At 70.0% G+C, this 24677-nt stretch carries 25 protein-coding genes and 1 other RNA gene; 10 read left to right on the forward strand and 16 right to left on the reverse strand.

Annotation, left to right across the window (positions count from 1 at the left end; genetic code table 11):
• The first annotated feature begins 156 nt into the window (after nucleotides 1-156).
• From C4K88_RS02430 to C4K88_RS02465, 8 genes are all read left to right on the forward strand, one after another.
• The gene (locus tag C4K88_RS02430) at nucleotides 157-360 is read left to right on the forward strand and encodes a cold-shock protein (RefSeq protein WP_043446208.1); all 204 of its coding nucleotides are present in this window, start codon (nucleotides 157-159) and stop codon (nucleotides 358-360) included.
• Between the two features lie 133 nt (nucleotides 361-493).
• Complete coding sequence (gene hisN, locus C4K88_RS02435; protein WP_104120019.1) at nucleotides 494-1303, forward strand: histidinol-phosphatase; 810 nt, start codon at nucleotides 494-496, stop codon at nucleotides 1301-1303.
• Nucleotides 1304-1333: 30 nt separating this feature from the next.
• Entirely contained in the window at nucleotides 1334-2095 is a 762-nt protein-coding gene (locus tag C4K88_RS02440) for a class I SAM-dependent methyltransferase (protein WP_104120020.1), read from the forward strand.
• 31 nt (nucleotides 2096-2126) lie between these two features.
• On the forward strand, nucleotides 2127-3062 hold the full coding sequence (locus tag C4K88_RS02445; protein WP_104120021.1) for a metal ABC transporter substrate-binding protein: 936 nt from the start codon (nucleotides 2127-2129) through the stop codon (nucleotides 3060-3062).
• A complete protein-coding gene (locus tag C4K88_RS02450; RefSeq protein ID WP_104120022.1) occupies nucleotides 3059-3850 on the forward strand; it encodes a metal ABC transporter ATP-binding protein in 792 nt (263 codons plus the stop codon). Before C4K88_RS02445 ends, C4K88_RS02450 begins: the two co-directional genes overlap by 4 nt.
• A gap of 1 nt (nucleotide 3851) precedes the next feature.
• Nucleotides 3852-4808 (forward strand): metal ABC transporter permease, encoded by a 957-nt coding sequence (locus C4K88_RS02455; RefSeq protein WP_104120023.1) that lies wholly within the window; start codon nucleotides 3852-3854, stop codon nucleotides 4806-4808.
• A complete protein-coding gene (locus tag C4K88_RS02460) occupies nucleotides 4808-5557 on the forward strand; it encodes a metal-dependent transcriptional regulator (protein ID WP_104120024.1) in 750 nt (249 codons plus the stop codon). The genes C4K88_RS02455 and C4K88_RS02460 overlap by 1 nt, the downstream gene beginning before the upstream one ends.
• Before the next feature lie 53 nt (nucleotides 5558-5610).
• Nucleotides 5611-6711 (forward strand): carboxylate-amine ligase, encoded by a 1101-nt coding sequence (locus tag C4K88_RS02465; protein WP_104120025.1) that lies wholly within the window; start codon nucleotides 5611-5613, stop codon nucleotides 6709-6711.
• 30 nt (nucleotides 6712-6741) lie between these two features.
• Here C4K88_RS02465 and C4K88_RS02470 read toward each other — a convergent pair whose 3' ends face one another.
• The 16 genes from C4K88_RS02470 to C4K88_RS02540 form a co-directional block, all read right to left on the reverse strand.
• A complete protein-coding gene (locus tag C4K88_RS02470) occupies nucleotides 6742-8892 on the reverse strand; it encodes an alpha-galactosidase (RefSeq protein ID WP_104120026.1) in 2151 nt (716 codons plus the stop codon).
• Between the two features lie 40 nt (nucleotides 8893-8932).
• Entirely contained in the window at nucleotides 8933-9160 is a 228-nt protein-coding gene (locus C4K88_RS17060) for a cysteine-rich outer membrane protein (protein WP_146065587.1), read from the reverse strand.
• Between the two features lie 114 nt (nucleotides 9161-9274).
• Nucleotides 9275-9642, reverse strand: a transfer-messenger RNA (tmRNA) gene (gene ssrA, locus C4K88_RS02475).
• A 121-nt stretch (nucleotides 9643-9763) separates the two neighbouring features.
• Entirely contained in the window at nucleotides 9764-10138 is a 375-nt protein-coding gene (locus tag C4K88_RS02480; RefSeq protein ID WP_104120027.1) for a hypothetical protein, read from the reverse strand.
• A complete protein-coding gene (gene smpB / locus C4K88_RS02485) occupies nucleotides 10135-10608 on the reverse strand; it encodes an SsrA-binding protein SmpB (RefSeq protein ID WP_043446231.1) in 474 nt (157 codons plus the stop codon). The genes C4K88_RS02480 and smpB overlap by 4 nt, the downstream gene beginning before the upstream one ends.
• A 64-nt stretch (nucleotides 10609-10672) precedes the next feature.
• A complete protein-coding gene (locus C4K88_RS02490; protein ID WP_104120028.1) occupies nucleotides 10673-12283 on the reverse strand; it encodes a M23 family metallopeptidase in 1611 nt (536 codons plus the stop codon).
• A 5-nt stretch (nucleotides 12284-12288) separates the two neighbouring features.
• The gene (gene ftsX, locus C4K88_RS02495) at nucleotides 12289-13203 is read right to left on the reverse strand and encodes a permease-like cell division protein FtsX (protein ID WP_104120029.1); all 915 of its coding nucleotides are present in this window, start codon (nucleotides 13201-13203) and stop codon (nucleotides 12289-12291) included.
• On the reverse strand, nucleotides 13200-13904 hold the full coding sequence (gene ftsE / locus C4K88_RS02500) for a cell division ATP-binding protein FtsE (protein ID WP_104120303.1): 705 nt from the start codon (nucleotides 13902-13904) through the stop codon (nucleotides 13200-13202). Before ftsE ends, ftsX begins: the two co-directional genes overlap by 4 nt.
• 169 nt (nucleotides 13905-14073) lie before the next feature.
• A complete protein-coding gene (gene prfB, locus C4K88_RS02505; protein WP_104120030.1) occupies nucleotides 14074-15189 on the reverse strand; it encodes a peptide chain release factor 2 in 1116 nt (371 codons plus the stop codon).
• A gap of 37 nt (nucleotides 15190-15226) precedes the next feature.
• On the reverse strand, nucleotides 15227-15766 hold the full coding sequence (locus tag C4K88_RS02510) for a pilus assembly protein TadG-related protein (protein WP_104120031.1): 540 nt from the start codon (nucleotides 15764-15766) through the stop codon (nucleotides 15227-15229).
• Nucleotides 15763-16260 (reverse strand): hypothetical protein, encoded by a 498-nt coding sequence (locus C4K88_RS02515; RefSeq protein WP_241521662.1) that lies wholly within the window; start codon nucleotides 16258-16260, stop codon nucleotides 15763-15765. Before C4K88_RS02515 ends, C4K88_RS02510 begins: the two co-directional genes overlap by 4 nt.
• Nucleotides 16241-16675 (reverse strand): TadE family protein, encoded by a 435-nt coding sequence (locus C4K88_RS02520; protein WP_104120032.1) that lies wholly within the window; start codon nucleotides 16673-16675, stop codon nucleotides 16241-16243. Before C4K88_RS02520 ends, C4K88_RS02515 begins: the two co-directional genes overlap by 20 nt.
• A 3-nt stretch (nucleotides 16676-16678) precedes the next feature.
• Entirely contained in the window at nucleotides 16679-16894 is a 216-nt protein-coding gene (locus C4K88_RS02525; RefSeq protein ID WP_104120033.1) for a hypothetical protein, read from the reverse strand.
• 31 nt (nucleotides 16895-16925) lie between these two features.
• Nucleotides 16926-17828 carry a type II secretion system F family protein gene (locus C4K88_RS02530; RefSeq protein WP_104120305.1) on the reverse strand — a complete coding sequence of 301 codons (903 nt, stop codon included), beginning with the start codon at nucleotides 17826-17828 and terminating at the stop codon, nucleotides 16926-16928.
• A gap of 35 nt (nucleotides 17829-17863) precedes the next feature.
• Nucleotides 17864-18721: a type II secretion system F family protein gene (locus tag C4K88_RS02535; protein ID WP_104120034.1), complete on the reverse strand. Its 858-nt coding sequence runs from the start codon at nucleotides 18719-18721 to the stop codon at nucleotides 17864-17866.
• A complete protein-coding gene (locus tag C4K88_RS02540; RefSeq protein ID WP_104120035.1) occupies nucleotides 18718-19944 on the reverse strand; it encodes a TadA family conjugal transfer-associated ATPase in 1227 nt (408 codons plus the stop codon). Before C4K88_RS02540 ends, C4K88_RS02535 begins: the two co-directional genes overlap by 4 nt.
• A gap of 474 nt (nucleotides 19945-20418) precedes the next feature.
• On the opposite strand from C4K88_RS02540, the gene C4K88_RS02545 reads away from it, so the two are divergent.
• Nucleotides 20419-20883 (forward strand): hypothetical protein, encoded by a 465-nt coding sequence (locus tag C4K88_RS02545; RefSeq protein WP_104120036.1) that lies wholly within the window; start codon nucleotides 20419-20421, stop codon nucleotides 20881-20883.
• A gap of 676 nt (nucleotides 20884-21559) precedes the next feature.
• Nucleotides 21560-24532 carry a hypothetical protein gene (locus tag C4K88_RS02550; RefSeq protein ID WP_146065588.1) on the forward strand — a complete coding sequence of 991 codons (2973 nt, stop codon included), beginning with the start codon at nucleotides 21560-21562 and terminating at the stop codon, nucleotides 24530-24532.
• Nucleotides 24533-24677 lie beyond the last annotated feature (145 nt).

The raw sequence follows: 24677 nt of genomic DNA on the forward strand, positions 1-24677 counted from the left end.
CGATCACTGGTAGAGTCGATCCTGTTGTTGTTTGCGCATTACATCTCTAAGCCTTGACCCTCCACCTGGAGTTCGACAGCTTTTTTGATAAGCGGGTAACGAACTGCACGATGAGCCCCGAACGTCGGGACGCTCTCACCTGGTAAGGAAATCTCAATGGCTACTGGCACTGTGAAATGGTTCAACGCTGAAAAGGGCTTCGGCTTCATCGCTCCCGAGGACGGCGGCGCCGACGTGTTCGCCCACTTCTCCGCGATCAACTCGAACGGCTACCGGTCCCTCGAAGAGAACCAGAAGGTCAACTTCGAGACCACCCAGGGCCCCAAGGGCCCCCAGGCCGAGAACATCACCGTTCTCTAATACTTCCGACACCGCCTGGCGGTGACAGCAGAAAGCCACCGAGCGGCGCGAGCCCTCGGTGGCTTTCTGCTGCTCCGGGCCGCTCCCTGCGCCCCGCACCGGATGCGCCCACCGAGACGATAGGTTGAACGGTATGAGTTTCACGCAGGGCTACAACGACGACCTCCGTCTCGCCCACATCATGGCCGATTCCGTGGACGACCAGACCATGTCGCGCTTCAAGGCGCTCGACCTGCGGGTGGAGACCAAACCGGACCTCACACCCGTCACGGACGCCGACAAGAGCGCCGAGGAGGCCATCCGCGGGCAGCTCTCCCGGGCCAGGCCCCGCGACGCGGTCCTCGGCGAGGAGTTCGGCAGCACCGGGTCCGGATCGCGCCGCTGGGTGATCGACCCCATCGACGGCACCAAGAACTTCGTGCGCGGGGTCCCGGTCTGGGCCACGCTCATCTCGCTCATCGACGACGGCAAGCCCGTCGTCGGGCTGGTGAGCGCCCCCGCGCTGGGCAAGCGCTGGTGGGCCGCCCAGGGCACCGGCGCCTACACCGGCAAGTCCCTCGCCGCCGCGCAGCGCCTCCGCGTCTCCAACGTCTCCCGCCTCGAGGACGCCTCGCTGTCCTACTCCAGCCTGGGCGGGTGGCGCGAGCGGGGCACGCTCGCCGAATTCGTGAACCTCGCGGACCGCGTGTGGCGCACCCGCGCCTACGGGGACTTCTGGTCCTACTGCCTCGTGGCGGAGGGGGCGGTGGACATCGCCTGCGAGCCGTCACTGAACCTGTACGACATGGCCGCGCTCGTGCCGATCGTCACCGAGGCCGGAGGGCGCTTCACCTCCCTCGACGGCGAGGACGGGCCCCACGGCGGCAACGCCCTCGCGACCAACGGCACGCTCCACAGCGAGGTGCTGCGGACCCTCAACCCCGATGTGGATGACCTGCTCTAGCAGCAGGCGCCGCGTCGCCGGCCGGGCGCGGTGAAGGGCGGGCCCCGGCTCGCCGAGGAACGCCGCCGGGACCTGGCGGCGGCCTACCTGTCCGGGGCCGGCCGCTACGATCGCGTCCGCCCCGGGTACCCTGCCGCCGTCGCCGACTGGATCGTCCCCGCGGGTGCCCGCCGCGCCGCCGACATCGGCGCCGGGACCGGCCTGTTCACGGAACTGCTCGTGGAGCGCGGACTCGCGGTGACGGCCGTGGACCCGTCCGAGGACATGCTGGCCGTCCTCGCGGACAGACTGCCCGGGGCGCCCGCCGTCCGCGGCACCGCCGAGGAGTCGCACCTCCCGGAGGCCTCCGTGGACCTGCTCACGCTGGCGCAGACCTGGCACTGGTGCGACCACGCCGCCGCCGTCCGCGAGGCGGCCCGGGTGCTGACGCCCGGGGGTCGGCTCGCCCTCCTCTGGAACCAGCTCGACGTCTCGGTGCCGTGGGTGCACCGCCTGTCCAGGATCATGCACGCCGGCGACGTGTTCTCGCCCTCCTACCGCCCCGTCGTCGGGGACGCCTTCGACGCCCCGGAGGACCTGGTGGTGCACTGGACCCAGGACCTGGACGTCCCCGGCGTCCTCGACCTCGCCCGCTCCCGCAGCTACTACCGCCGGGCGGCGCCCGCGCTGCAGGCCCGCGTCGAGGCTAATCTGCGGTGGTACCTCACCGACTACCTCGCCTTCGCCCCGGATGCCCCGCTCCGCCTGCCCTACTACACCCACGCGTGGCGGTCATCCCTGCGACAGGCCTAGATTTCGGCATGCCTAAACGTTAGTTTTAGGCATGCCTCAAACGCTGCGGCGCCCGTCCGTCCGGGCCATGGGCCTCCCGCGCCTGGTCCTCCAGTGCCTGGTCCTCGTGATCGTGGCCACCGGGTGCGCCCGCCCGGCGCCGCCGTCGTCCCCGGACGACCGCCCGCACGTGCTGACCACCTTCTCGGTCCTTGCCGACCTCGTCGACACCGTGGGCGGCGGGCACGTGCGCGTCGAGTCGATCACCAAGGTGGGCGCGGAGATCCACGGGTACGAGCCGACGCCGTCGGATCTCGTGCGGGCGCAGGACGCCGACCTGATCCTCGACAACGGCCTGGGACTGGAGCGCTGGTTCGAGCGGTTCCTGAACTCCGTGGACGCGCCCCATGCGGTGCTGTCCGACGGCGTCGAGCCCATCGCCATCCAGACCGGCGACTACCGCGGCCGGGCCAACCCCCACGCGTGGATGTCGCCCGTCGCCGCGCAGGTCTACGTGGACAACACCGTGGACGCCCTCTCCGGGCTCGCCCCGGAGCACGCGGAGGATTTCGAGGCGAACGGTCGGCAGCTCAAGGCGGACCTCGCCGGGCTCCTGACCGGCTTCCGCGAGGACCTCGGAGACGCCGACGCCGCGGCGCTGGTGACCTGCGAGGGCGCCTTCTCCTACCTCGCCCGCGACGCCGGGCTCGACGAGGCGTTCATCTGGCCCGTCAACGCCGACGCGGAGGGGACGCCGCGGCAGATCCGCGACGTCATCACGTTCGTCGAGGAGAACCGCGTGCCCACGCTCTTCTGCGAGTCCACGGTCAACCCCTCCGCCCAGGAACAGGTGGCCCTCGCCACCGGCGCGCAGCTGGGCGGCACGCTGTACGTGGACTCCCTCTCCGGGCCCGGAGGCCCGGTGCCGACATTCGTCGACCTCATCGAATACGACCTGCACACCATCGCGGAAGGACTCACACGATGACCACCCCTCCGGGGACTGCGCCCGCGCCCGTCGTCGACGTACGGCACCTCACCGTCCGCTACGGCGACGTCCTCGCCCTCGACGACGTCGGCCTGCACCTCGCGCCCGGGCGGATCTGCGGACTCATCGGCGTCAACGGGTCCGGGAAGTCCACGCTCTTCACCTCGCTCATGGGGCTCCTCACGCCGCAGGCCGGCTCCGTGGAGCTCTTCGGGACCTCCGTCGCCCGGGCCAGGAAGGACGGGCTCGTCGCCTACATGCCGCAGGCGGAGGGCGTCGACTGGACCTTCCCGGTGTCGGTGTCCGACGTCGTCGGGATGGGCCTGTACGGGCGGCTGGGCACCGCGCGCCGCCTGCGCGCCGCGGACCGGGCGGCGGTCGACGACGCCCTCGAGCGCGTCGGGCTGTCATCACTGCGGAGGCGCCAGATCGGGCAGCTGTCGGGCGGCCAGCGCAAGCGCGTGTTCATCGCCCGGAGCATCGCCCAGGACGCCCGCCTCCTGCTCCTCGACGAGCCCTTCGCGGGGGTCGACCGGTCGAGCGAGCACACCATGACCGCGCTGCTGAAGGCGCTGCGGGACGAGGGGCGGTCGGTGCTGGTGTCCACGCACGACCTCGCGGGCGTGCCCGACCTGTGCGACGAGGCCGTCCTCCTGCACCAGCGGGTGCTCGCGCACGGCGACCCGTCCGAGGTCCTCACCCACGCCAACCTCGCGCTCGCCTTCGGCCCCCTGCCCGCCGACCTCTCCCCCGGCGCGGCGCCCTCCTCCCCGAACGGAGCACCCTGACATGGACCTCCTCGCGTTCCTCCTCGAACCGCTGCAGTACGGCTTCCTGACCCGGGCCCTCGCCGTCACCGTCGCCGCGGCCGTCGTCGCCGCGGTGCTCTCCTGCTGGCTCATCCTCATGGGGTGGTCGCTGATGGGCGACGCCGTCTCCCACGCGGTCCTGCCCGGCGTCGCCCTCGCCTACATCCTCGGTATCCCCTTCGCCATCGGTGCCTTCGCCTTCGGCATCGGAGCCGTGGCGCTCATCGGGCTGGTCCGCTCCACCACCAAGCTGAAGGCGGACACCGTCATCGGGGTGGTCTTCACCGGCCTCTTCGCGGCCGGGCTGGCCATCGTCTCCGCCACGCCGTCGCAGATCGACCTCATGCACATCCTGTTCGGCAACGTGCTCGGGGTGTCCGCGGGCGATGTGTGGCAGGTGCTGATCCTCGGCGCGCTGACCCTCGCGATCCTGCTGGTGAAGCGGCGCGACCTCACCCTCCTGGCCTTCGACCGCACGCACGCCCACGTCATCGGCCTCAATACGCGATTCCTCTCCGCGCTCCTCCTCGGCCTGCTCGCGCTGACCGTCGTCGTGGGCCTGCAGGCCGTGGGCATCATCCTCGTCGTGGCCATGCTGATCACGCCCGGCGCCACGGCGTTCCTGCTCGCCCGCAGCTTCGACCGCATGCTGGTGATCGCCGTCGTCCTGACCGTCGCCGCCTCCGTGGCCGGCATCTACGCCAGCTACTACCTCGACATCTCCACCGGCGCCGCCGTCGTCCTGTGCCAGGCGCTCGTGTTCGCCGTCGTCTACCTCGTCGGCAGGCCGGACGGCGTGCTGTGGCAGGCACGACGACGGCGCACGAAGGCGGTCCCCTCCGGCACGCAGGGTGCCCCCTCCGGCACGCAGGGTGCCCCCTCCGGCACCCCGGGCGCTCCCTCCGGGACCCCGGGCGCGCGACTGCGGGACGCCTGATGGCGGGCCGCCGTGGCGCCGTCCTCAGCATCGAATCGACCAGCGTGCAGGACTACGTGAAGGCCATCTACGCGTTCACGGAGTGGCAGCCGGACCCGATCACCGCCACCCACCTGGCCGCGCGCCTCGCGGTCGCCAACTCGTCCGTCACCGGCATGGTCGGCAAGCTCGTGGACCTGGGCCTGGCCGAGCACCGCAAGTACGGGCCGATCAGCCTCACGCCGTCCGGGCAGGCCCTCGCCCTGGCGATGGTCCGCCGCCACCGGCTCATCGAGACGTTCCTCGTCACGGAGCTCGGCTACGGCTGGGACGAGGTGCACGACGAGGCGGAACTGCTCGAGCACACGGTCTCGGACGCCTTCGTCGAACGCCTCGATGCGAAACTCGGCCGGCCCGGGCGCGATCCGCACGGTGATCCGATCCCGGGCGCGGACGGGCGCGTCCGCTACCCTCCGGCGCACCGCCTCGACGGCCTGGACGACGGCCACCAGGGCACGCTCGCCCGGGTCAGCGACGACGATCCGGAGGTGCTGCGCCTGCTCGACCGGCACGGCGTCGCCCTCGACGCCGTGCTCCTGGTGGCCGGGGGCGCCGGCCCGCCGACCGAACTGCGCCTGGGTACGGACGCGTCGGCACCGAGCCTGCCCGTGGACGGCACGCTCGCGCGGTCGCTGTGGATCGAGAGCACGGCACCCCACGCGGGCTGCACGGCCGACATCGAAGCACGGCAGGGCGTCGCGCCCTCCTAGACTGGTCGGGACCTGCAACGCCCTGCGCCACGCCAGCTGAACGGAGTGCCCCGATGACCACGCTCGGACTGGAGGAGGAATACCTCCTCCTCGACCCGCAGACGGGACTGCCCGCCCACCACGCCGCCGAAGTGGAGAGGCTCCTCGCATCCCACCCCGAGGTCGGCTCCGACGAGATCCAGCGCGAACTGCTCTCGTGCCAGATCGAGACGGCCACCCCGGTCTGCGCCACCCTGACGGAGGCCGAGGAGTCCCTGCTGAACTTCCGGCGGCGGTTCGCTGACGCGGCGGCGCGCACGGGAAGTATCGGCGCGGCGACCGGTACGGCACCGCAGATCCCCCAGGCCTATCCGGAGCTCACCGACAAGCAGCGCTACGAGGACCTCCGGGCCAGCGCGCCCGGAATCGTCGGCGACCAGTTCGTCAACGGCCTCCACGTGCACGTGGGCGTGCCGGACCCCGAGCGGGGCGTGCAGGCCCTCAACCGGATCCGGCCGTGGATCCCCCTGCTGACGGCGCTCAGCGTGAACTCTCCGTACTGGCTCGGCCGTGACAGCGGTTTCGACAGCTGGCGGGTCATCCATTACCGCCGCTGGGCCGTGCAGGGGATCGCCCCGTATTTCGCGGACGCCGCCGACTACGAACGCCGCATCACCCGGCTCGCGGCCACGGGCGCGATCCTCGACCGCGGTGTCCTCACCTGGGTGGCACGGCTCTCCGACCACTACCCCACGCTGGAACTCAGGGCGTGCGACGTCCAGCTCGAGGCGCAGGACGCCGTCCTGCTCGGCGCGCTGACCCGCGCGCTCGTCGTCACCGAACTGGAGGCAGCCGAGACCGGCGCCGCTCCCCTCGTCCCGGATCCGGAACTGCTCGATGCCGCGCTCTGGCAGGCGGCACGCGACGGCATGGGACGGCACCTCATGGATCTCGCAACGGCCGAACCCGTCCCGGCGGAGCGGCACCTCGCGGCGTTCCTCGAGCACGTCGGCCCCGCCCTCGAGGCCGAGGGCGACACCGACTGGGTGAAGGCGGGCCTCGAGACTGTCGCCGACCGCGGCACCGGCGCGCAGCGCCAGCGGCGGGCCATGCACGACGGCGGCCCGCAGGCCCTGCTGTCCCTCTACACGGAGACGCTCACCGCGGAACCGTGAGGTCCCACGCCGTCGCCCCGACGCGGCCGCCTACGCGCCGACCGCGCGGAACTCGATGAGCAGGCTCTGCTCGGGGACCAGCACGGGGGCCTGGAGGCCCGCCTGGGCCAGGGAGCGGCCGGACAGGCGCACCGGCCGCCCCTCGAGGGCCAGCTGCAGCCAGGCCAGCGGCGACTGCCCGTTGCCCGGGTGCCCCTCCTCCGGGACCGCGGGGCGCACCTCGTACAGGGCGTCGGGGTCGAGGCCCGGGAACGTGAGGGGACCCGGCGGGTAGCTCGCGCTCGACGCCGTGAGCGAGTACCCGAACAGGGCGCGGCGCCGGTCCTCCGAGATGATGCCCCGCAGGTCCATGGCCGGGTCCGGACACTCGGCATGCACCACGCTCCCGCGGTGCAGGTCGTCGCGCCATGACCGGTGGAGGCCTACGTAGCGGCCGAGGACCTCGTACTCCGCCTCCGTCAGGTCGGAGATGTCCCATTCGATGCCGAAGTGGCCGAAGATCGCGGTGGCCGCCCGGAACGGCAGGGTGTGGGCGCGACCGGTCGAGTGCGAGACCGGGCCGCCGATGTGCATGCCCAGCAGCTCCGGCGGCACGACGAGGCCCGTGTACTTCTGGTTCACGAGCCGCTCGATCGGGTCGATGCAGTCGCTCGTCCAGACGCGGTCCGTGCGGGCGAGGATCCCCAGGTCCACGCGGGCCCCGCCCGACGCGCAGCTCTCGATCTCGAGGCCCGGGTGCCGGCGGCGCAGTTCGTCGAGCAGCCGGTAGAGCGCGGCGACGTGCCGGTGGACGGCGGCCCGGCCCGTCCGCGCGTCCGCCGCCTCGAGGAGGTCCCGGTTGTGGTCCCACTTGACGTAGGCGATGTCGTTGGATGTCAGGATGTCGTCGAGCCGGTCGAGGATGTACGCGTAGGCGTCCGGGTTGCCCAGGTTGAGCACCTGCTGCTGGCGGCCCGGCAGCGGCAGGCGGCCTTCCGCCTGCAGGATCCAGTCCGGGTGGGCGCGCGCCAGGTCCGAGTCGGGGTTGACCATCTCGGGTTCGAACCACAGCCCGAACTCCATGCCGAGGCTCCGCACGTGGTCGATGATGGGCGCCAGCCCGTCGGGCCAGACCGTCTCGTCCACGTACCAGTCGCCGAGGCTGGTGGTGTCGTCGCGGCGCCCGCGGAACCAGCCGTCGTCGAGCACGAACCGTTCGACGCCGAGGGACGCCGCGCGGTCCGCGAGGGCCAGCAGGCGCGGGAGGTCCAGGGCGAAGTAGACGGCCTCCCAGGTGTTGAGCGTGACCGGTCGGGGGCGCCGCGGGTGGGTTGCGCGCGCGCGCAGGTCCCGGTGGAACCTGCCGGACAGCTCGTTGAGCCCCTGTCCCCAGGACCCGACGGCGGGCGGGGTGGAGTAGCTCTCCCCCGGCGCCAGGACGACTTCGCGGGGCGCGAGCACCTCGCCCGCCGCGAGGAACACGGAGCCTGCAGGGGTCTTCTCGGCGAGGACCTGCTGGTTGCCGCTCCAGGCGAGGTGGATGCCCTGGACGAGGCCGTGCTCGAAGCCGAAGCCGGAGGTTCCCGCGGCGAGGAGGACGGTGGCGTCCGCGCCCGGCCTGCCCCGCCTGCTGGTCCGCGAGTACGTGCCCGTCGTCAGGTCGTGACGCTGCGGCGACCGTTCGCGCAGGTGCCGTCCGGTCGTATCCAGGATCTCGGTCGCCGTGTGGCGCAGCGGGAAGAACAGGTTGAGGGCGCGCACCTCGTAGTCGTCGTCGCCCGTGTTGGTGAGCTCCAGGCTCTGCGTGAACAGGCCGGCTGCCGTCAGGCCGAGACGGGCGCGCACGGTGAGGCCGGCGGCGTCGTCGCGCGCCTCCACGAGGGCACCGTCGCCGCCGGGCTGCCGCTCCATCGAGGTCACGGTGAACCGCGGGTAGAGCCGGGCGCCCCCGCGGTCGCCGGTGAGGCCGGGGGTCCCCTGCCAGCCGGTGGATTCGAGGGGCAGCAGGGTCAGGAGGGCCGGGACGTCGATTCCGCCGGACACGCGCTGGGGCTGGTGCGCCGCGGTGATCCCGCGCAGCTCGTCAGGGCCCATGTCGCCGAGGTCGGGCCCCCAGTAGGCGATGGTCGGCAGGCCGTGGGGATGCGGATCCAGCACCACGCTGGTGCCGCCGCGGGAGAGGTGGAGGGGTTCGGACGTCATAGGTTATTTTTATCGTGTAAATAACCCCCGGGCAACACGCCTATCGGGCGCGGGTGTCCCGCCGGAGCAGGCCGACGATCAGGCAGAGCAGGCCGAGCAGGAGGGGGATCAGGGTGTAGAGCGTGTGGGTCCCGCCGAGATAGCTCATGATGAAGATGTACACGAACGTGCTGCCCACGAGGATCCAGCCGAGCACGATCAGGCCCCGGCCCCGACGGGGCGGCGGCAGCGGGGGGAGCCACGGCGGCGTCCTGTCAGTCCAGCTCATGGCCCCAGTGTAGTTCGCTCTTCCGCCGCCGCTTCCGGGGGCGCACACCGCACCGTGCCGGCGCGGCAACGACGAAGCGCTCCGCCGGGGACCGGCGGAGCGCTTCGTTGTGGGTGGTGGAGATGGCGGGAATTGAACCCGCGTCCGATGCAGTGTAGTCAGGGCTTCTCCGGGCGCAGTTCGCGTCGGTTTTTCTCGGCTCCAGTCATCGTGCGAACGAGTGACTGCCGAGCCCAGTTGTATAAGAGTCCCCCCGGTCCCTACAACGAGGACCGGGAGCAGTGGCCCTCTAAATGACGCCAGTATCCGGGGCGAGAGCAAACCCGGGCTGACGGACTAGCTAGGCTGCTTAGGCAGCGAGAGCGAAGTCAGTGCGCTTTTGTTCGGCACTTATTGTTTTACAAGGAGCGTTTACGAGATAACCCTGTATCCTCGGCCCGCTTCCCCTGTCGCGACTAACATCGTCGAAACCTGTCATCCCCATGTTCAGTTATCAAATGTTCTGTTGATTCCTGTGCTGTCCGGCCCACCGGCCGTCCAGTTCCTCCACTCTACCGCACCCGTGGAATCCGGGGCAGGGCTTCGCCGCAGGTGAACGGACGGCTACTGCCCCAGCGTGGCCCCGAGGATGACGACGGGCGACTGCCAGAGGCGCACGACCACGAAGGCGAGGGTGACGAACGCGATGCCGAGGGCGGCGAGCGCGGTGGTCGCGGCCTGCTTGCGGCGGAACCCCCACCAGAAGATGGCCGCGTTGAGCACCAGCAGCACGGGCGAGATCCAGACGAGCACCTGCGCGAAGAAGACGTAGATGAGGAAGACGAACGGGATGAGGGAGAGGATCCCGACCGGCACCACGACGAGCAGCAGGATCAGATCCACGAGGGCGCCGAGCGTCACCCACCAGGGCCTCCTGTACCGGAGCTCCGACGCCTCGGGCTCCTCGTCCTCCTGGGTCTCCCAGAAGACGTCGCTCATGCCCCGAGGTTCTTCTCGCGCATGGCGCGGAGCGCTTCCCGGTTGTCCTGCTTCTCGCGGAGGGTCTGCCGCTTGTCGTAGTCGCGCTTGCCGCGGGCCACGGCGATCTCCACCTTGGCCCTGCCGTTGAGGAAGTAGAGCTGCAGCGGCACGAGGGTGAAGCCCGACTCCCGGATCTTCTGCGAGATCTTGGTGAGTTCCTCGCGGTGCAGCAGCAGCTTCCTCCGGCGGCGCGCGGCATGGTTGGTCCAGCTGCCCTGCGAGTACTCGGAGATGTGGATGCCTTCGAGCCAGAGCTCGTCGTTGTAGAAGACCGCGTAGCCGTCGACGAGGGAGGCGCGTCCTGCCCGCAGGGACTTCACCTCGGTGCCCATCAGGGCGAGCCCGGCCTCGTAGGTGTCGAGCACGGCGTAGTCGTGGAAGGCCTTCCGATTGGTGGCCACCACTTTCCGGCCACTTTCCTTCGGCACGGCGATACTCCTTCTCGCGACACTGCTGCGGACGGCGGCCCGCGGGTGGGCAGTGCCTTCCATCCTACGACCCGAGCAGGCCGAGCGGGTCCACGAGCGTGCCGTTCAGCATGGTCTCGAAGTGGAGGTGGCAGCCCTTGGAGTTCCCGGTGGTGCCCGTGTACCCGATCAGCTGGCCCGCACTGACGCGCTGCCCCACCGAGACCACGGAGCTGGTGAGGTGGTAGTAGTTCGTCGCGAGCGCGTTGCCGCCGATCACGCCGTGGTTGAGGACGATCCGGTTGCCGGCGCCGAGCAGGGCATCCGAGTCCGCGTACCAGACCTCGCCGGCGGCGGGCGCGTACAGGGGTGTGCCGCAGGCGACCCCGTAGTCGAGGCCGGTGTGGACGTAGCCGCCCGTGCCGTTGAAGTCGATGGTCCCCACCGGCGTCGGGCGCCAGCCGAAGCCGGACGAGATCGGAGCGTTGACGGGGGACCTCAGGTCGAAGGCGGCCGGGCCCGTCGGCGCAGCCGCGGGAGGGTCCGGGATGACGGGAGGGCCCGGGATGACGGGCACCACGGGAGCGACGACCTGCGGCGGGACGGGCTCGGGAGCCGGCTTGTTCGCGGCCGCGGCTTCGGCGGCGAGTCGTGCCGTCTCGGCGGCTGCGGCGGCTTCGGCCTCGGCTCTCAGGCGCGCCTCCTCGGCGGCGGCTGCTACCTCGGCCTCCGCGCGGACGCGCTCCTGCTCCGCCTTCCGGCGGGCCTCCTCCGCCTTCTGGCGGGCTTCCTCCGCCTTGCGCGCCTCCTCGATCTGGCGGCGCTGACGTTCGGCGATGTCCGCGTTGACCTTCCGTTGCGCCTTCTCGACGCCGGCCAGTTTCGCCTCGATGACGGGCTTCTGCTCCTGGAGCTTCTCGGACAGCGCCGAGGTGTCGGCGACGAGCTGGTCCACCGTGGCCTTCTCCTCTGCCGCGGCGTCGCGTGCCGACTGCTCGGCGGCGAGGGCGGCGTCCGCAGCCTCCTTGAGCCTGGTGATCTCGGCCTCGACGGCGGTCAGGCGCTCCCGGCTGCTCGCGTTCGTCGCGGTGTGCTCGGACAGCCGCGTCATCGCGGCGTCCTGGCTGCGCAGGGCCTGGTCCACCAGGTCCATGGACCGGGTGAGGTCCTCGACGCCGTCGGCGCCCAGGAGCAGCGACACGTTGGTGGGGACGCCGCCGTTCTTGTAGGCCTCCGTGGCGATCTGGCCGATGACCTCGCGGGTCTCGGCCATCTCCTGCCGGTCCGCGCGGAGTTCCTCCTCGATCTTCGTCTTCGTCTCCTGCGCCAGATCGACGCGCACCGCAAGGGCACCGACCTCGTCCGTCGCCGTCTCGACCCGACCCTGGGCGTCTGCCAGGGACTGCTGCGCGGCGGGCAGCTGGTTCTGGTAGGTCTTGAGCGCACCGATGGTCTCCGCGATGTCCTCGTCGAGGTACTCCATGGACTGCTGGACCTCGACGACCTCTTTCTCGAGGGCACTCCTGCGGTCTTCGAGCTCGTCCGCCGCCACCGGGGTGCCGGAGCCGAGCGCGAGGGCCGCGACGAGCGCGATCGACAGACCCGCCGTGCCGCGGACGGCCTGGATCCGCTTGTCCTGTCGGAGCCGCAGCGAAGAGCCTGGTGGGCGGATGGATTCTCGGGCACTGGTCGTCATCGCTGTCAGACCTTCACATAGCGGCGGAGGGTGAGCAGGGACGAGAGCCCTGCGAGGAGGGCGCCGAGCAGGATGAGCGCCGGCACCAGGAGCAGCACCTGCTGGGAGGAGATGAACGCCGTCTGCGGGAAGGTGTTCACGAGCCAGCCGTCGATCAGGAAGCGGGAGGCCCCCCACAGCGTCGCCGACGCGAGGACTGCCCCGATCACGGCGGCGATCACCCCCTCGAGGATGAACGGCAGCTGGATGACCGCCTTGGACGCCCCGACGAGGCGCATGATGCCGGTCTCCCGGCGGCGGCTGAAGGCCGAGAGCCGGATGGTCGTGGCGATCAGCAGGATGGCGCAGAACGTCATGATGCCGGCGATCGCGAGCGCGACGACGGACGCCCAGTTCATGTAGCGGAAGATCGTCTCGAGGAAGTCCCGCTGGTCGCTGACGGCGTCGACTCCCGGCTCCGAGGAGAACGCCTCGTCGATGACCTCGTACTTCTCGGCGTCGACCAGCCCGACCCGGAAGGATTCGGGCAGCTGGTCCGCGGTGACGGAGTCGACGATCGGGGAGTTGGCGAACTGGTCGCGGAAGTGGCCGAGGGCCTCCTCCTGCGTCTCGTGGGTGACGGTGTCCACGTAGGGAGCGAACTGCTCGGACTCGAGCTTCGCCTCGATGGCGGCGCGCTGGTCGTCGGTCACCGGTCCGGCGGCGCAGCTCGCCGCGAAGGAGTTGTCCACGCAGAGGTAGACGGTGACCTGGACGCGGTCGTACCAGTAACCCTTCATCTGGTTGATCTGCAGCTGGAACAGGCCGGCCGCACCCACGAAGGTCAGCGAGATGAACGTCACCAGGATCACCGAGGTGACCATGGACAGGTTGCGGCGGATGCCCGAGCCGATCTCGGACAGGATGAAGGCGACCCTCATCCGGCCAGCACTTCGGGCCGGCCCACGTAGATGCCCTGCGCGTCGTCGCGCACCACCGACCCGCTGCGCAGTTCCACGACGCGCTTGCGCATCGTGTTCACGATGTCGTCGTCGTGCGTCGCCATGACCACCGTGGTGCCGTTCTGGTTGATCGTGTCGAGGATCTTCATGATGCCCATGGAGGTGGTCGGGTCCAGGTTCCCGGTGGGCTCGTCCGCCAGCAGGATCCCGGGACGGTTGACGATCGCGCGGGCGATCGCGACGCGCTGCTGCTCGCCGCCGGAGAGCTCGTGCGGCATGCGGTTGTCCTTGCCCTCGAGGCCCACCGTGGCGAGGACGTCTGGGACGGTCTCGCGGATGACGGCGCGGCTCCTGCCGATGACCTGCATCGCGAAGGCGACGTTCGCGAAGACCGTCTTGTTGGGAAGGAGGCGGAAGTCCTGGAAGACGACGCCGATGCCCCGGCGCAGGCGGGGCACGCGCCAGCTGGGGATGTTCGCGACGTTCTGGCCGGCCACGTAGACCGCACCCCGGGAGGCCCTGTCCTCCTTGAGGACCAGGCGGATGAACGTCGACTTGCCGGAACCCGAGGCGCCCACGAGGAAGACGAACTCACCGCGGTCGATGTCGAGTGAGACGGCATCGAGGGCGGGCTGCGCCGTGGTGTCGTAGGTCTTCGTGACGTCGTCGAATCTGATCATGATCACTCTGCGCCCGTGGATCGCCGGGGCACGGGCATTGGCTCGGGAAAAGGAGCGCCGGCTCCTCGACTATAACGACTCGTCGAAAAACGCCCTATACCTGTGCGGTGTGTCGCGGGCAAGAACTCGAGCAGAAGACAAGTGGCTTGCGCCGAAAAGACGGGTAGGACTAGGTAGTGTCGTTGCGGTTGTTCGTGCGCCAGCGGATGCCGGCGTCGATGAAGTCGTCGATCTCGCCGTCGAACACCGACGACGTGTTGCCGACCTCGTGGTTGGTCCGCAGGTCCTTGACCATCTGGTACGGGTTGAGCACGTAGGAGCGCATCTGGTCCCCCCAGGACGCCTTGACGTCACCCGCGAACGCCTTCTTCTCCGCGTCCTCCTGCTCCTTCTTCAGCAGCAGCAGCCGCGACTGGAGCACCCGCATGGCCGCGGCGCGGTTCTGGATCTGGGACTTCTCGTTCTGCATGGAGACGACCACCCCGGTGGGCAGGTGGGTCAGGCGGACCGCCGAGTCCGTGGTGTTGACCGACTGGCCGCCGGGCCCCGAGGACCGGAAGACGTCCACGCGGATCTCGTTGTCGGGGACCTCGATGACGTCCGTCCCCTCGATGAGCGGGATGACCTCGACCGCGGCGAAGGACGTCTGGCGGCGCCCCTGGTTGTCGAAGGGGCTGATGCGCACGAGGCGGTGCGTCCCGGCCTCCACGGACAGCGTGCCGAAGGCGTAGGGCGCCTTGACCTCGAACGTCGCGGACTTGAGGCCGGCCTCCTCCGCGTAGGAGGTGTCGAGGACCTGGGTCGGGTAGCCGTGGCGTTCGGCCCAGCGCAGGTACATCCGCAGGAGCATCTCGGCGAAGTCGGCGGCGTCCACGCCCCCGGCGCCGGAGCGGATGGTGACGACGGCCTCGCGCTCGTCCCACTCGCCGGCCAGCAGCGTGACGATCTCGAGGTCGTCGAGGGACCGGCCGAGGGAGACGAGCTCCCGCTCCGCCTCGGCGAGGGTGTCCTCGTCGCTCTCGTCCTGCGCGAGTCCCACGAGGACCTCGAGGTCGTCGATGCGGCTCTCCAGGGTCTCGAGGCGCTCCAGGGCCGACTGCCGGTGGGACAGCTTCGACGTCACCTTCTGGCCCGCGGCGGGATCGTCCCAGAGATCCGGGGCTCCCGCTTCCTCGCTCAGTTCGGCGATGTCCTTGCGGATCCCCTCGACGTCGGACACCTGCTCGATCGACTGGTACTTGGCGCGGAGGGCGCGGATCTCTGCGGGAAAATCAGTGGTTGCCATGGTCCGTCCAGCCTACGTCATGGGCTCTGCCGCCGGCCTACCGGACGAGCTCGGCCCGGGCATCCGCCTGCGCGACGATCGGGATGCCGGCGGGCACGAGGAAGCTCACGAGCGGCGGGCGGACGACGGCGGTGAGGACCACCCGCGCGGTCCGCCCGTCCTCCGCGCCGGTCGAGGGATCGACGGACAACCGCTCGAACCGGGCCGCGGCACCGGTGGCTGCCAGGTAGCCGGCCGCCGACTCCTCCACCCCGGCGTCCTGCAGGGACGGAAGCGGCGTCGTCGTGCCCGTTCCGCCCGCCCCGCCCGCCCCGCCCGCTCCGCCCGCTCCGCCCGCTCCGCCCGCTCCGACGTCGATGCTGTAGTTGTCGGCCGCCGCGAGCGCCGCACCGTCGGCCACGGACAATAGCTTCTTGTGGTCGATGTATACGGCCGAGACGGCGAGGACGACCGTGACGACCAGGAGGCAGACGAGGAGGTAGCCGATGACCAGCACGCCGATCTGCCCCTCCTCCGAGCGGTCGCCCTCGCCGCCTGCTACTCCTGCCCTGTCCGCACCGCCCGCGCGCCTCCTCATCCGAAGCGCTCCACGATCTGCGTCGAGGTGGCGTCCACGGTGGCCGCCGAGGGATGGGTTCCCGCGATCGCGGGGACCAGCGGGAGGGGGACCTCGAGGCGGACGACGACGGCCACGGTCGTCCCGGGCGCGAGACAGTCCCCGCTGCAGGCGATGTCCACCTCGGCCTGCTCCGGGCCGAAGCCGAAATCGGCCAGTGCGATACGGGCGGCCTCGCGCGCCCTCGCATCGGCCTCCTGCGGGGTGGTCGCGTCGACGTAGACCTTCGCCGCCTGGTCGGCGGCCCCGACGACGGCGAAGGAGCCACCCTGGAGCTGCCCGACCGTCAGGACGAGGTAGACGACCGGCACGAGGAGCAGGACTCCCAGGAACACGAACTCCACGACGGCGCTGCCGCCCTCGTCCTCGAGGCGGAGCAGTGGGACAGCACGACGCCGCGGCCCTCCGCGCTCTCCCAGTCGTCCGCGGTTCGCCTCAGGACGGGAGTGCCGCATGGCCGCGGACCTCCATGGTCCCTGCGGAGCCGATCAGTCCGATGACCGGCAGCGGGGCGCGGACCACCACCTCGAGGGTCCGCACCCCGCCGACCGTGCTCTCGCCGACCGAGACGTCGGACCCGTAGGCATCGGCGAGCGACCCGCGGATCAGCTCCTCGGTCCGCCCTACGGCGTCCTGCGGGGAGCGGTCCGCGAGCGTGCCGTACCTCGCTCCCGAGGCGGCGGCGTCGATGAGCGTGTTCCGCACGTGCAGGACGAGCGTCAGCTGGATGACGGCGATGAACACGACCGTCAGCAGGCCTCCGATCAGGGCGAAGTCGACGACGGCAGCACCGCGCTCGGGATCCTCACGGTGGATCTGGCCGGCGGGGTGATGGGGCGTCGCGGGGTGATGGGGCGTCGCGGGGTCCATGGCCTAGGGCGATACCTGATCGATCGCCTGGTTGAACAGGCCTTCGAGGGCGGGCCCGGCGATCGCCAGGAGGGCGGCGACGAGGACCGCGGACATCAGCGTGATCATCACCCAGCCCGGCACGTCCCCGCGTTCCCTGTCCCCGGATCTGCTCAACAGGACCGCCGTGACGCCCAGGAGGAACTGGGTGAGGCGCGAGGCGCCGGTCAGGATCTTCATGGGATTTCCCCTTCGTTGTAGTGGGTGCGTGTCAGAAGCCGAGGTTGATCAGGGCGATGCCCGGGTAGACTGCGAAGAGGACGGTCAGAGGCAGCACACCGAACACCAGCGGGACCATCATCGCGATCTCCTTCTTGCCGGCGGACTCCATGAGTTCGCGCTTGGCCAGGTCGCGGACGTCCTGGGCCTGGGCGCGGAGGACGTCCGCGAGCGGCGTCCCGCGCTGGACCGCGACCGTGATGCCGTCGACGAAGCGCGCGAGCGGCGCGAGGCGTGTCCGGTGCGAGAACTCCTGCAGCGCCTCCACGAGTGGTTTGCCCGCGCGCGTGGCGGCGAGCACGAGGGCGAACTCGCCGGCCAGCTCCCCCGTCGCCGTCCGGCAGATGCGCTCGAGCGCACCCGTGGTGCTCTCCCCCGCCGAGACGGCCAGGGCCATGAGCTCCGCGAGGCTCGGGAACTCGGCGAGCATGCGGGCCTCGCGCCTCCTGATGTCGGCCGAGAGCACGTAGTCACGGCCCACGAATCCCAGGACGGCGCAGCCCAGGACGATGACGACGGCGAATGGCACGTCGACCGACCCCGAGGCCGCCAGGAACACCATGACCAGCGTCGACGCGGCGAGGTCGCCCGCGGCCCACAGCAGCTGCTGGGCCCGGAAATCGGCGGCGGTCTGTGCCCGTCCGGCCTGGGCGAGTCTGCACGCAAGGGTCGCGGCCGCCGGGTTGAAGCGGTGCGACCAGGCGACGGCGTCGGCCAGCAGGGGCCGGATGATGCGCTCGAGCGGCCCGAAGGGCGTGACGTTACCGGGCGCGTCCGCGAGCAGCCGGGACCGCAGGTCCACTGCCCGCAGCTGGGGTGCGATGCGCTGCGTCAGGGTGATGGCACGCATGGCCGGGATGCGGACGACGACCAGCCAGAGGCCCGCACCGAGCATCAGGCCGCACAGTATCGCCAGTGCGAGCGGCGGCGTCACCGGAGTACCCGCTCGTCCTCGGGCAGTGCGCCGATCCTGAGCATGACGCGGTAGCAGGCGATGGACACGACCAGTCCTCCCAGCAGCACGACCGCGCCGCCGGCCGTGTTGTAGGCGCGCACGGCCTCGGGACGGGTGGACAGGAGCAGGAGGACGAACCAGGGCGCCGCGACTGCCAGGCGTGCAGCGTTGATCGTCCAGGACTGTCGCGCCTCCAGCTCGCTGCGCGTGCGGGCGGCGTCCCGCAGGAACTCGGACAGCGTGCCCAGCAGGCGGCCGAGATCCGATCCGCCCACCTCGCGCGTCATGCGGAGCGCCTCGACGATGCGGTCCGCGACCGGGTCCGCCAGCCGGTCCTTGAGCCGGTTGAGCGCGTCGTCGAACCGCCCGCCCGCGCGGTAGTCGCCCGCGAAGGCACGGAAGGCCGACCTCAACTCGACGGGCCCCTTCTCCCCCAGCTGGATGAGCGCCTCCGGCAGCGAGAGTCCGGCACGGATGGCCGACCGCAGGTGGTCGACGACGTCGGGCCACAGTTCCCGGAGCGACGCCGTGCGCTTCGCTGCGCGCCAGCGCACGATGGAGAACGGCAGGAAGCTGCCGAACAGCGCGAAGCACAGCGCGATCGGCGCCGAGCCGGTCAGCACGAACCCGAGGAGCAGCACCACCAGCCCCGTGCCGGCGCAGGAGACGAGCAGACCGCGGGCCGATACCCGCTCGACGCCGGCACGCAGGAGGAGATCGTCGAGGGGCCGCCGGCGCGAGGGGCCGCGGCGTTCCACCACGGGCCGCTCCCAGCAGGACCACCAGACGAGGAACAGGCCGACGCCGAGGCCGACGCCCGCCGCCGTGTTCACGCCCGCGCGCCCAGCAGGGACGAGACGTCGACCCCGGCGGCCGCGAACTTCTCCTCGGCGGGCATGCTCGTCGCCGTCAGCTCCAGGCTCCCGTCGATCCGGGTGAAGACCGGGGAGGACTCGATGACACCGTTCTCCACCCGCCGCCCGAGTGCCATGATCTCCGTGACCCGGCGCTGCCCGCCGGGCAGCCGCGCGCAGTGCACCACGAGGTCGATGCAGGAGGCGACGGTCGGCACGACGAAGCTGCTGGAGATGTTCTCGCCCGCCAGGAGTGGCAGCGTGCAGATCTTCGTGATGGCGTCGTGCGCGCTGTTGGCATGGACGCTGCACATCCCGGGCAAACCGCTGTTGAGGGCGATGAGCATGTCCAGGCTCTCGGCCTCGCGCACCTCGCCGACGATCAACCGGTCCGGCCGCATCCGCAGGGCCTCCTTCACGAGGCGCCGCAGGGGGATCTCCCCGTGCCCCTCGAGGTTGGGCTGTCGGCACTGCAGGCCGACGACGTCGCGCAGCGGCAGCTGCAGTTCGAAGATCTCCTCGACCGTGATGACCCTCTCCCGCGGGCCGATGGAGGCACCCAGACAGTTGAGCATCGTCGTCTTGCCGGCCTGCGTCGCCCCGGAGACCAGGATGTTCAGGCCGCCGGCGACGGCCGCGCCGAGGAACCGGGCGGCATGGGGCGACAGGGTGCCCAGCTCCACGAGATGCTCGAGCCGCGATGCCCGCGCGATGAACTTCCGGATGTTCACTGACCAGTGGGTGCGGGTCACATCCGGGATCACGACGTGGAGCCTGGATCCGTCGGGCAGGGAGGCGTCCACAAACGGGGAGGACAGGTCCAGGCGCCGCCCCGAGGACTTCAGCATCTTCTCCACGAGGTCCCGGACCTGCTGGTCGGTCAGTGAGAGGGCCGTCAGTTCCGACTCGCCGTTGCGGGCTACATAGATCTCCGAGGGGGCGTTGATCCACACCTCCTCGATGGTCGGATCATCCAGCAGTGGCTGGAGGGCCCCGAAACCGGCGACGGCGTCGTAGATCTGCTTCCGCGCCGCATCCAGCCGACCGAGCGGTGGAAGGACCCCGAGCACCGACCGTTCCTCGTAGTCGGCGACGGCGTCGTGCACCAGCAGCTGCACCTCGCCGACCTGGCGGGAGGGGTCGAGTCCGCGCCTGCGGATGAGTTCCCGCACCTCGCCCTCGACCAAGCGAACAGCATCCATCGATGTCCCCCATACGTCCGCCCGCGACGTCGATATGGCGTTCGGGCCCCGGAATTGCTTCCGCCGGGCTCACACTACTGAAACCACGCCCACCCGGCTAGAGCAGGCCGCGTATGTGCATAAGCGCCGATGATCTCGGCTGGTTGACGCACCGCAGTCCTCTGCAGACCATCGATCGGGACGTGACCTCACCGTGAATGCCCATGGTCGACGATCACGGGAATCACCCGCGATGCTCAAGGGTGAGCTCGCCCGAACGCGGCGGATCGTTGCGCCCTCGCCGCAGGAAGGCTTCAAAGGACACTCCGCCCGAAGCCTCTTTGCTGTCCGGGGCAGAATTCGACGATCCTGCGCAGACCCTGGGGCATTCCTGCCGGGTTTCGGGGCGTCGCTGAGCAGGTCCATCTCTAGCCTGACAGGAGCGCCTGAAGTACCGGGCCGACCCGTCAGTACCACCAGAAATGGAGCATCACCGTGACCACCAGTTCCAAGATCGCCGCCGCCGTCCTCGCCGCGGGCCTCATCGCAGGCGCCGGGGCAGGCGCTGCCACCGCAGCACCGTCACTCACCGCAGCATCCTCGCACTCCGCGTCCGTGACGTCGCAGCCGACCGTCACCAAGGAGCGCGCTGCCGCGAACAAGCTCGCCGCCGCGGCGAAGTCGGCCGAGGCGAAGGCCGTCGCAGCAGAGAAGAAGGCTGCAGCGGAGGCGAAGAAGATCACCGCGAAGTCCACCGCAGCCGCCAAGAAGGCCGCAGCGGCACTCAGGGTGACCGCCAACAAGGAGCGGGCTGCAGCGAACAAGACTGCAGCGGAGGCCCGGGTCGCCGCGAAGAAGGCGGAGATCGCCGAGAAGAAGGCGTCGAAGCCCGCTCCGGTCGTGCCCCCTGCGCCGGAGCCCACCTCGACGGAGACCCCGGAAGCGCCTGCCGAGGGCTGATCCTCCTTGCCTGCGTGAAGCCCCGGTGTCCAACGCCGGGGCTTCTGCGTGTCCGGGAACGGGAGCGCTCAACCACATGACCGCGGCAACGCTCCAGAACCATGAGGTCGCGCGAGCCCGCCGGAGTCAGCGCCGCTCCTCCGGTGTCCGCTACGACCGGTTACGGACCCGGTGCCCGATACGACGGCGTCCCGGCCCCTGGACCCGCCCTCCTGCATCAGACCTTCGATGCCCTCTCCCACCTAAGTTCCCTGGAACAGATACCTGGTCATCGTTCGTTCCTCTTCTGCTCTGTCCGAACAGAAGCCCATCCGCACGCCCAGCGCATCCGATGAGTGAGGGATCCTGGCGTTCTCCCCCGATGGGCTGTTCGCCGAGCCCGCGCCCGTCCCTTCCGACCGACCGACCGACAACGGTCCACAGCCCCGTCTTTCCGGGCCTGGTGCAACCGCTGCGCTCATAACACCGGTCGACGTCGAAGCCCCGCTTCCGGCCTCGCCACCACAGGAGCGACGTCCGCACAAGCGCGACACACCTGCGCGCATCCGGACATAAGCGCAGGTTTTGCCTAAGATTCTATTTTCACTTCCGAAACGTTAGTCACGTAAGTCACAGAACTGTAGTCTGCACGGGATTTGATCAGTCCGCTGACGCTCAAACTCCCCTGGAGATACTCGTGACTTTGCCCTCCCCTGCCCGGCTCCTGTGCACGGCCCTGCTGTCCTTCGGGCTGCTGGGTAGCGCGGTTCCCGCCGTGGCGACGAATACCGTGACCGCTCCGACGCCGTCCGCAACGACAGCTCCTGCCGTTGCTCCGACGGCTCCGCCCCAGCCGTCGACCGCACCGACGGCCACACCGAAGACCGCAGCAACGGCGGCACCCACGCCGGCCAAGGTCCCTGCCCCGGCTGCGACGACCGCGCCGGCGGCCCCTGCGCCCACCAAGGGCGGGGAGCCGGTGAAGAAGCCCGCGGCACAGGACGAGGTGACATCCTTCGTCCCCGACCTCGACTGGAACCCACTCGAGGAGCCAGGCTCGAATGCCCGGTACGGCGAGCACTACACGGAGCCGGTCACGCCGATGAAGACCGCGTCGCCGCTGAATGCCGACGGCAGTGGTGGCATGGCAGCCATCGCCCCCCGCTCCGGCGCTTTCAAGGTAACCCTGGTCACCGTGCAACTGTCGGGGAAGACAGTTGCCGATACCAATGCGATCAACATGACCGCGGCACGCAACTCGATCACGAGCGCCAATGCGTACTGGAAATCGGCCTCGGCCGGACGGCTCTCCATGACGACGGTGAAGGAATTCCGCCACGTCTCGAAGGCGAAGATCACCGACTCCTACGGAACGATCATGGACACCGTGACGAAGGAACTGAACTGGCAGTACCGCCCGTACGAGTCTCTCGTGGTCTTCGTCCCGCACGCCGATCTCAACTACAACGGCTCCTGGGGCATCCTGGGCGGCGGATTCACCGACAGCGACACCAGCGGCCGCGTCATCATGCCCTACCCCTCCGCCCTCACGAACAACGTCGTCACGCACGAGTTCGGGCACGTGCTCGGTCTCCACCACGCGAACTCGCTGGCGTGCCCGAACGGGCGCCTCGATGCACCGCGCACGGGGTCGACCTGGGGCACCACGGGGTGCTGGTCGTCCGAGTACAGCGACATGTCCGATCTGATGGGCTACGCCCAGACCAGCTCACCTGTCATCAACGCCTTCCTCTGGGAATACGGCGGCTTCGGATCTGGCTCCGAAGTACGCAATATCGGAACACCCACGACCAAGCAGCAGTTCACCCTCAGGCCCTGGGGCGGTACCGCCCCCCAACGAGCGCTGAAGTTCACCGATCCGGTCAACAAGGAGGTCTACTACCTCGAACTGCGCGTGCCGGTCGGGTACGACGGAACCGCGGCAGTAGGCGGCAACCAGGGCGTCAAGATCACGAAGCAGGACATCCTGGGCTGGAGCGGCAACGCATCGGTGGTCCTCACGCCCAACAGCAGCTACTACGGGTACTCGTATCGGGCCCTCACCTGGGGCGCGGGACAGACCTTCGTCACGACCTCCGGAACACGCGTCGAGATCACCTCGATCAACCCCTCCACGGGCCAGCCCAGTGCTGCGAGTGCGATCGTGACCATCACCCCGCCCAACACGACTCCTCCTGCTGCTACGGCGGCGATTGCGGCGGTGGTGTCCTCTGCTCCTGAGCTCGGGGGTGTGAAGTCGGCGGTGACCTGTGGCCTGGTCAACGCCGGCTGCTACCAGAACTTCGCCAATGGCGCGGTCATCTGGTCCTCCGGGACCGGCGCCGCGATGTCCCTGAACGGGCCGATCCGCACCGCCTGGCTGGCCGCCGGCGCGCAGAACGGCGTCCTGGGCTACCCCAAGGCCGCCCAGGACTGCGGGAACCGCGACGGCGGCTGCTACCAGTCCTTCCAGAAGGGCGAGATCTTCTGGTCCACCGCCTCCGGCGCACGGATCTCCAAGACCGGCCCCATCCGCACCGCCTACCGCGCAGCCGGCGCCGAGAACGGCATCCTGGGCTACCCCATCGGCGCGGAGACCTGCGGCCTGAAGAACGACGGCTGCTTCCAGGCCTTCCAGCGAGGAGAGATCCTCTGGTCCTCGACCACCGGCGCCCGGATCTCCAAGGCCGGCGCGATCCGCACCGCCTACCGCGCAGCCGGCGCCGAGAACAGCGCCCTGGGCTACCCCATCACCGCGGAGATCTGCGGGCTCAAGCTCGGCGGCTGCTACCAGGCCTACCAGAAGGGCGAGATCCTCTGGTCCTCCGCCACCGGAGCGCAGATCAGCAGGTCAGGAGAAATCCGCGCCGCATACCGCGCCGCCGGAGCAGAGAACGGCGTCCTGGGCTACCCCACCGGCAAGGAGACCTGCGGCCTGAAGAACGGCGGCTGCTACCAGTCCTACCAGAACGGCGAGATCGTCTGGTCCTCGGCCACCGGCGCCCGGATCGTCTCCGCCGGACCCATCCGCACCGCCTACCGCTCAGCCGGAGCAGAGAACGGACGCCTCGGCTACCCCCTGACCCATCAGACCTGCGGCCTGAAGGACGGCGGCTGCATGCAGTCCTTCCAGGGCGGCGAGATCTACTTCTCGAGCACCTCCGGAGCGCAGATCAGCCGAGGCGGCAGCATCCGCACCCTCTACCGCTCCCTCGACGCCCAGAACGGGCGCCTGGGCTACCCCATCACCGCGGAAATCTGCGGACTGCGCGACGGCGGCTGCTACCAGGGCTTCCAGCGAGGCGAGATCTACTGGAGCGCCAAGACCGGAGCGAAGATGGTCAAAACCGGGTCCATCCGCACCGCCTACCGCGCCGCCAAAGCCGAGAAAGGGATCCTCGGCTACCCCCTCACCCACGAGATCTGCGGCCTGAAGGACGGCGGCTGCTACCAGTCCTTCCAGAACGGCGAAATCATGTGGAGCGCCAAAACCGGCGCCCGCATCACCGCCACCGGCCCCATCCGCACCGCCTACCGCAAAGCCGGCGCCGAGAACGGCACCCTCGGCTACCCCACCACCAACCAGACCTGCCCCACCACCACACGCTGCACCCAGAGCTTCCAACGCGGAACACTCACCTGGACCCCCACCGGCGTCAAACGAACCTGACCCCACCACCCACACGATGCTCAAGAGCCTGTCCTCCTCCCGGGGTCGCTCCGAACAAATAGGTGATTCTACTGTGATACCCACCCGAACCTCCCGACTGGCCGGCATCTCGCTGCTGCTGGCGGCGATACTCGTCAGTCCCGCG

Origin of the sequence: Arthrobacter pityocampae (assembly GCF_002927275.1) — a bacterium.
GTDB lineage: Bacteria > Actinomycetota > Actinomycetes > Actinomycetales > Micrococcaceae > Arthrobacter_D > Arthrobacter_D pityocampae.

Excerpts from the sequence above, each read along its gene's own strand:
- C4K88_RS02430 (WP_043446208.1), top strand. The coding sequence starts at position 157 with ATGGCTACTGGCACTGTGAAATGGTTCAACGCTGAAAAGGGCTTCGGC.
- hisN (WP_104120019.1), top strand. The coding sequence starts at position 494 with ATGAGTTTCACGCAGGGCTACAACGACGACCTCCGTCTCGCCCACATC.
- C4K88_RS02445 (WP_104120021.1), top strand. The coding sequence starts at position 2,127 with ATGCCTCAAACGCTGCGGCGCCCGTCCGTCCGGGCCATGGGCCTCCCG.
- C4K88_RS02450 (WP_104120022.1), top strand. The coding sequence starts at position 3,059 with ATGACCACCCCTCCGGGGACTGCGCCCGCGCCCGTCGTCGACGTACGG.
- C4K88_RS02455 (WP_104120023.1), top strand. The coding sequence starts at position 3,852 with ATGGACCTCCTCGCGTTCCTCCTCGAACCGCTGCAGTACGGCTTCCTG.
- C4K88_RS02460 (WP_104120024.1), top strand. The coding sequence starts at position 4,808 with ATGGCGGGCCGCCGTGGCGCCGTCCTCAGCATCGAATCGACCAGCGTG.
- C4K88_RS02465 (WP_104120025.1), top strand. The coding sequence starts at position 5,611 with ATGACCACGCTCGGACTGGAGGAGGAATACCTCCTCCTCGACCCGCAG.
- C4K88_RS02470 (WP_104120026.1), bottom strand. The coding sequence starts at position 8,892 with ATGACGTCCGAACCCCTCCACCTCTCCCGCGGCGGCACCAGCGTGGTG.
- C4K88_RS17060 (WP_146065587.1), bottom strand. The coding sequence starts at position 9,160 with ATGAGCTGGACTGACAGGACGCCGCCGTGGCTCCCCCCGCTGCCGCCG.
- C4K88_RS02480 (WP_104120027.1), bottom strand. The coding sequence starts at position 10,138 with ATGAGCGACGTCTTCTGGGAGACCCAGGAGGACGAGGAGCCCGAGGCG.
- C4K88_RS02490 (WP_104120028.1), bottom strand. The coding sequence starts at position 12,283 with ATGACGACCAGTGCCCGAGAATCCATCCGCCCACCAGGCTCTTCGCTG.
- ftsX (WP_104120029.1), bottom strand. The coding sequence starts at position 13,203 with ATGAGGGTCGCCTTCATCCTGTCCGAGATCGGCTCGGGCATCCGCCGC.
- ftsE (WP_104120303.1), bottom strand. The coding sequence starts at position 13,904 with ATGATCAGATTCGACGACGTCACGAAGACCTACGACACCACGGCGCAG.
- prfB (WP_104120030.1), bottom strand. The coding sequence starts at position 15,189 with ATGGCAACCACTGATTTTCCCGCAGAGATCCGCGCCCTCCGCGCCAAG.
- C4K88_RS02510 (WP_104120031.1), bottom strand. The coding sequence starts at position 15,766 with ATGAGGAGGCGCGCGGGCGGTGCGGACAGGGCAGGAGTAGCAGGCGGC.
- C4K88_RS02515 (WP_241521662.1), bottom strand. The coding sequence starts at position 16,260 with ATGCGGCACTCCCGTCCTGAGGCGAACCGCGGACGACTGGGAGAGCGC.
- C4K88_RS02520 (WP_104120032.1), bottom strand. The coding sequence starts at position 16,675 with ATGGACCCCGCGACGCCCCATCACCCCGCGACGCCCCATCACCCCGCC.
- C4K88_RS02525 (WP_104120033.1), bottom strand. The coding sequence starts at position 16,894 with ATGAAGATCCTGACCGGCGCCTCGCGCCTCACCCAGTTCCTCCTGGGC.
- C4K88_RS02530 (WP_104120305.1), bottom strand. The coding sequence starts at position 17,828 with ATGCTCGGTGCGGGCCTCTGGCTGGTCGTCGTCCGCATCCCGGCCATG.
- C4K88_RS02540 (WP_104120035.1), bottom strand. The coding sequence starts at position 19,944 with ATGGATGCTGTTCGCTTGGTCGAGGGCGAGGTGCGGGAACTCATCCGC.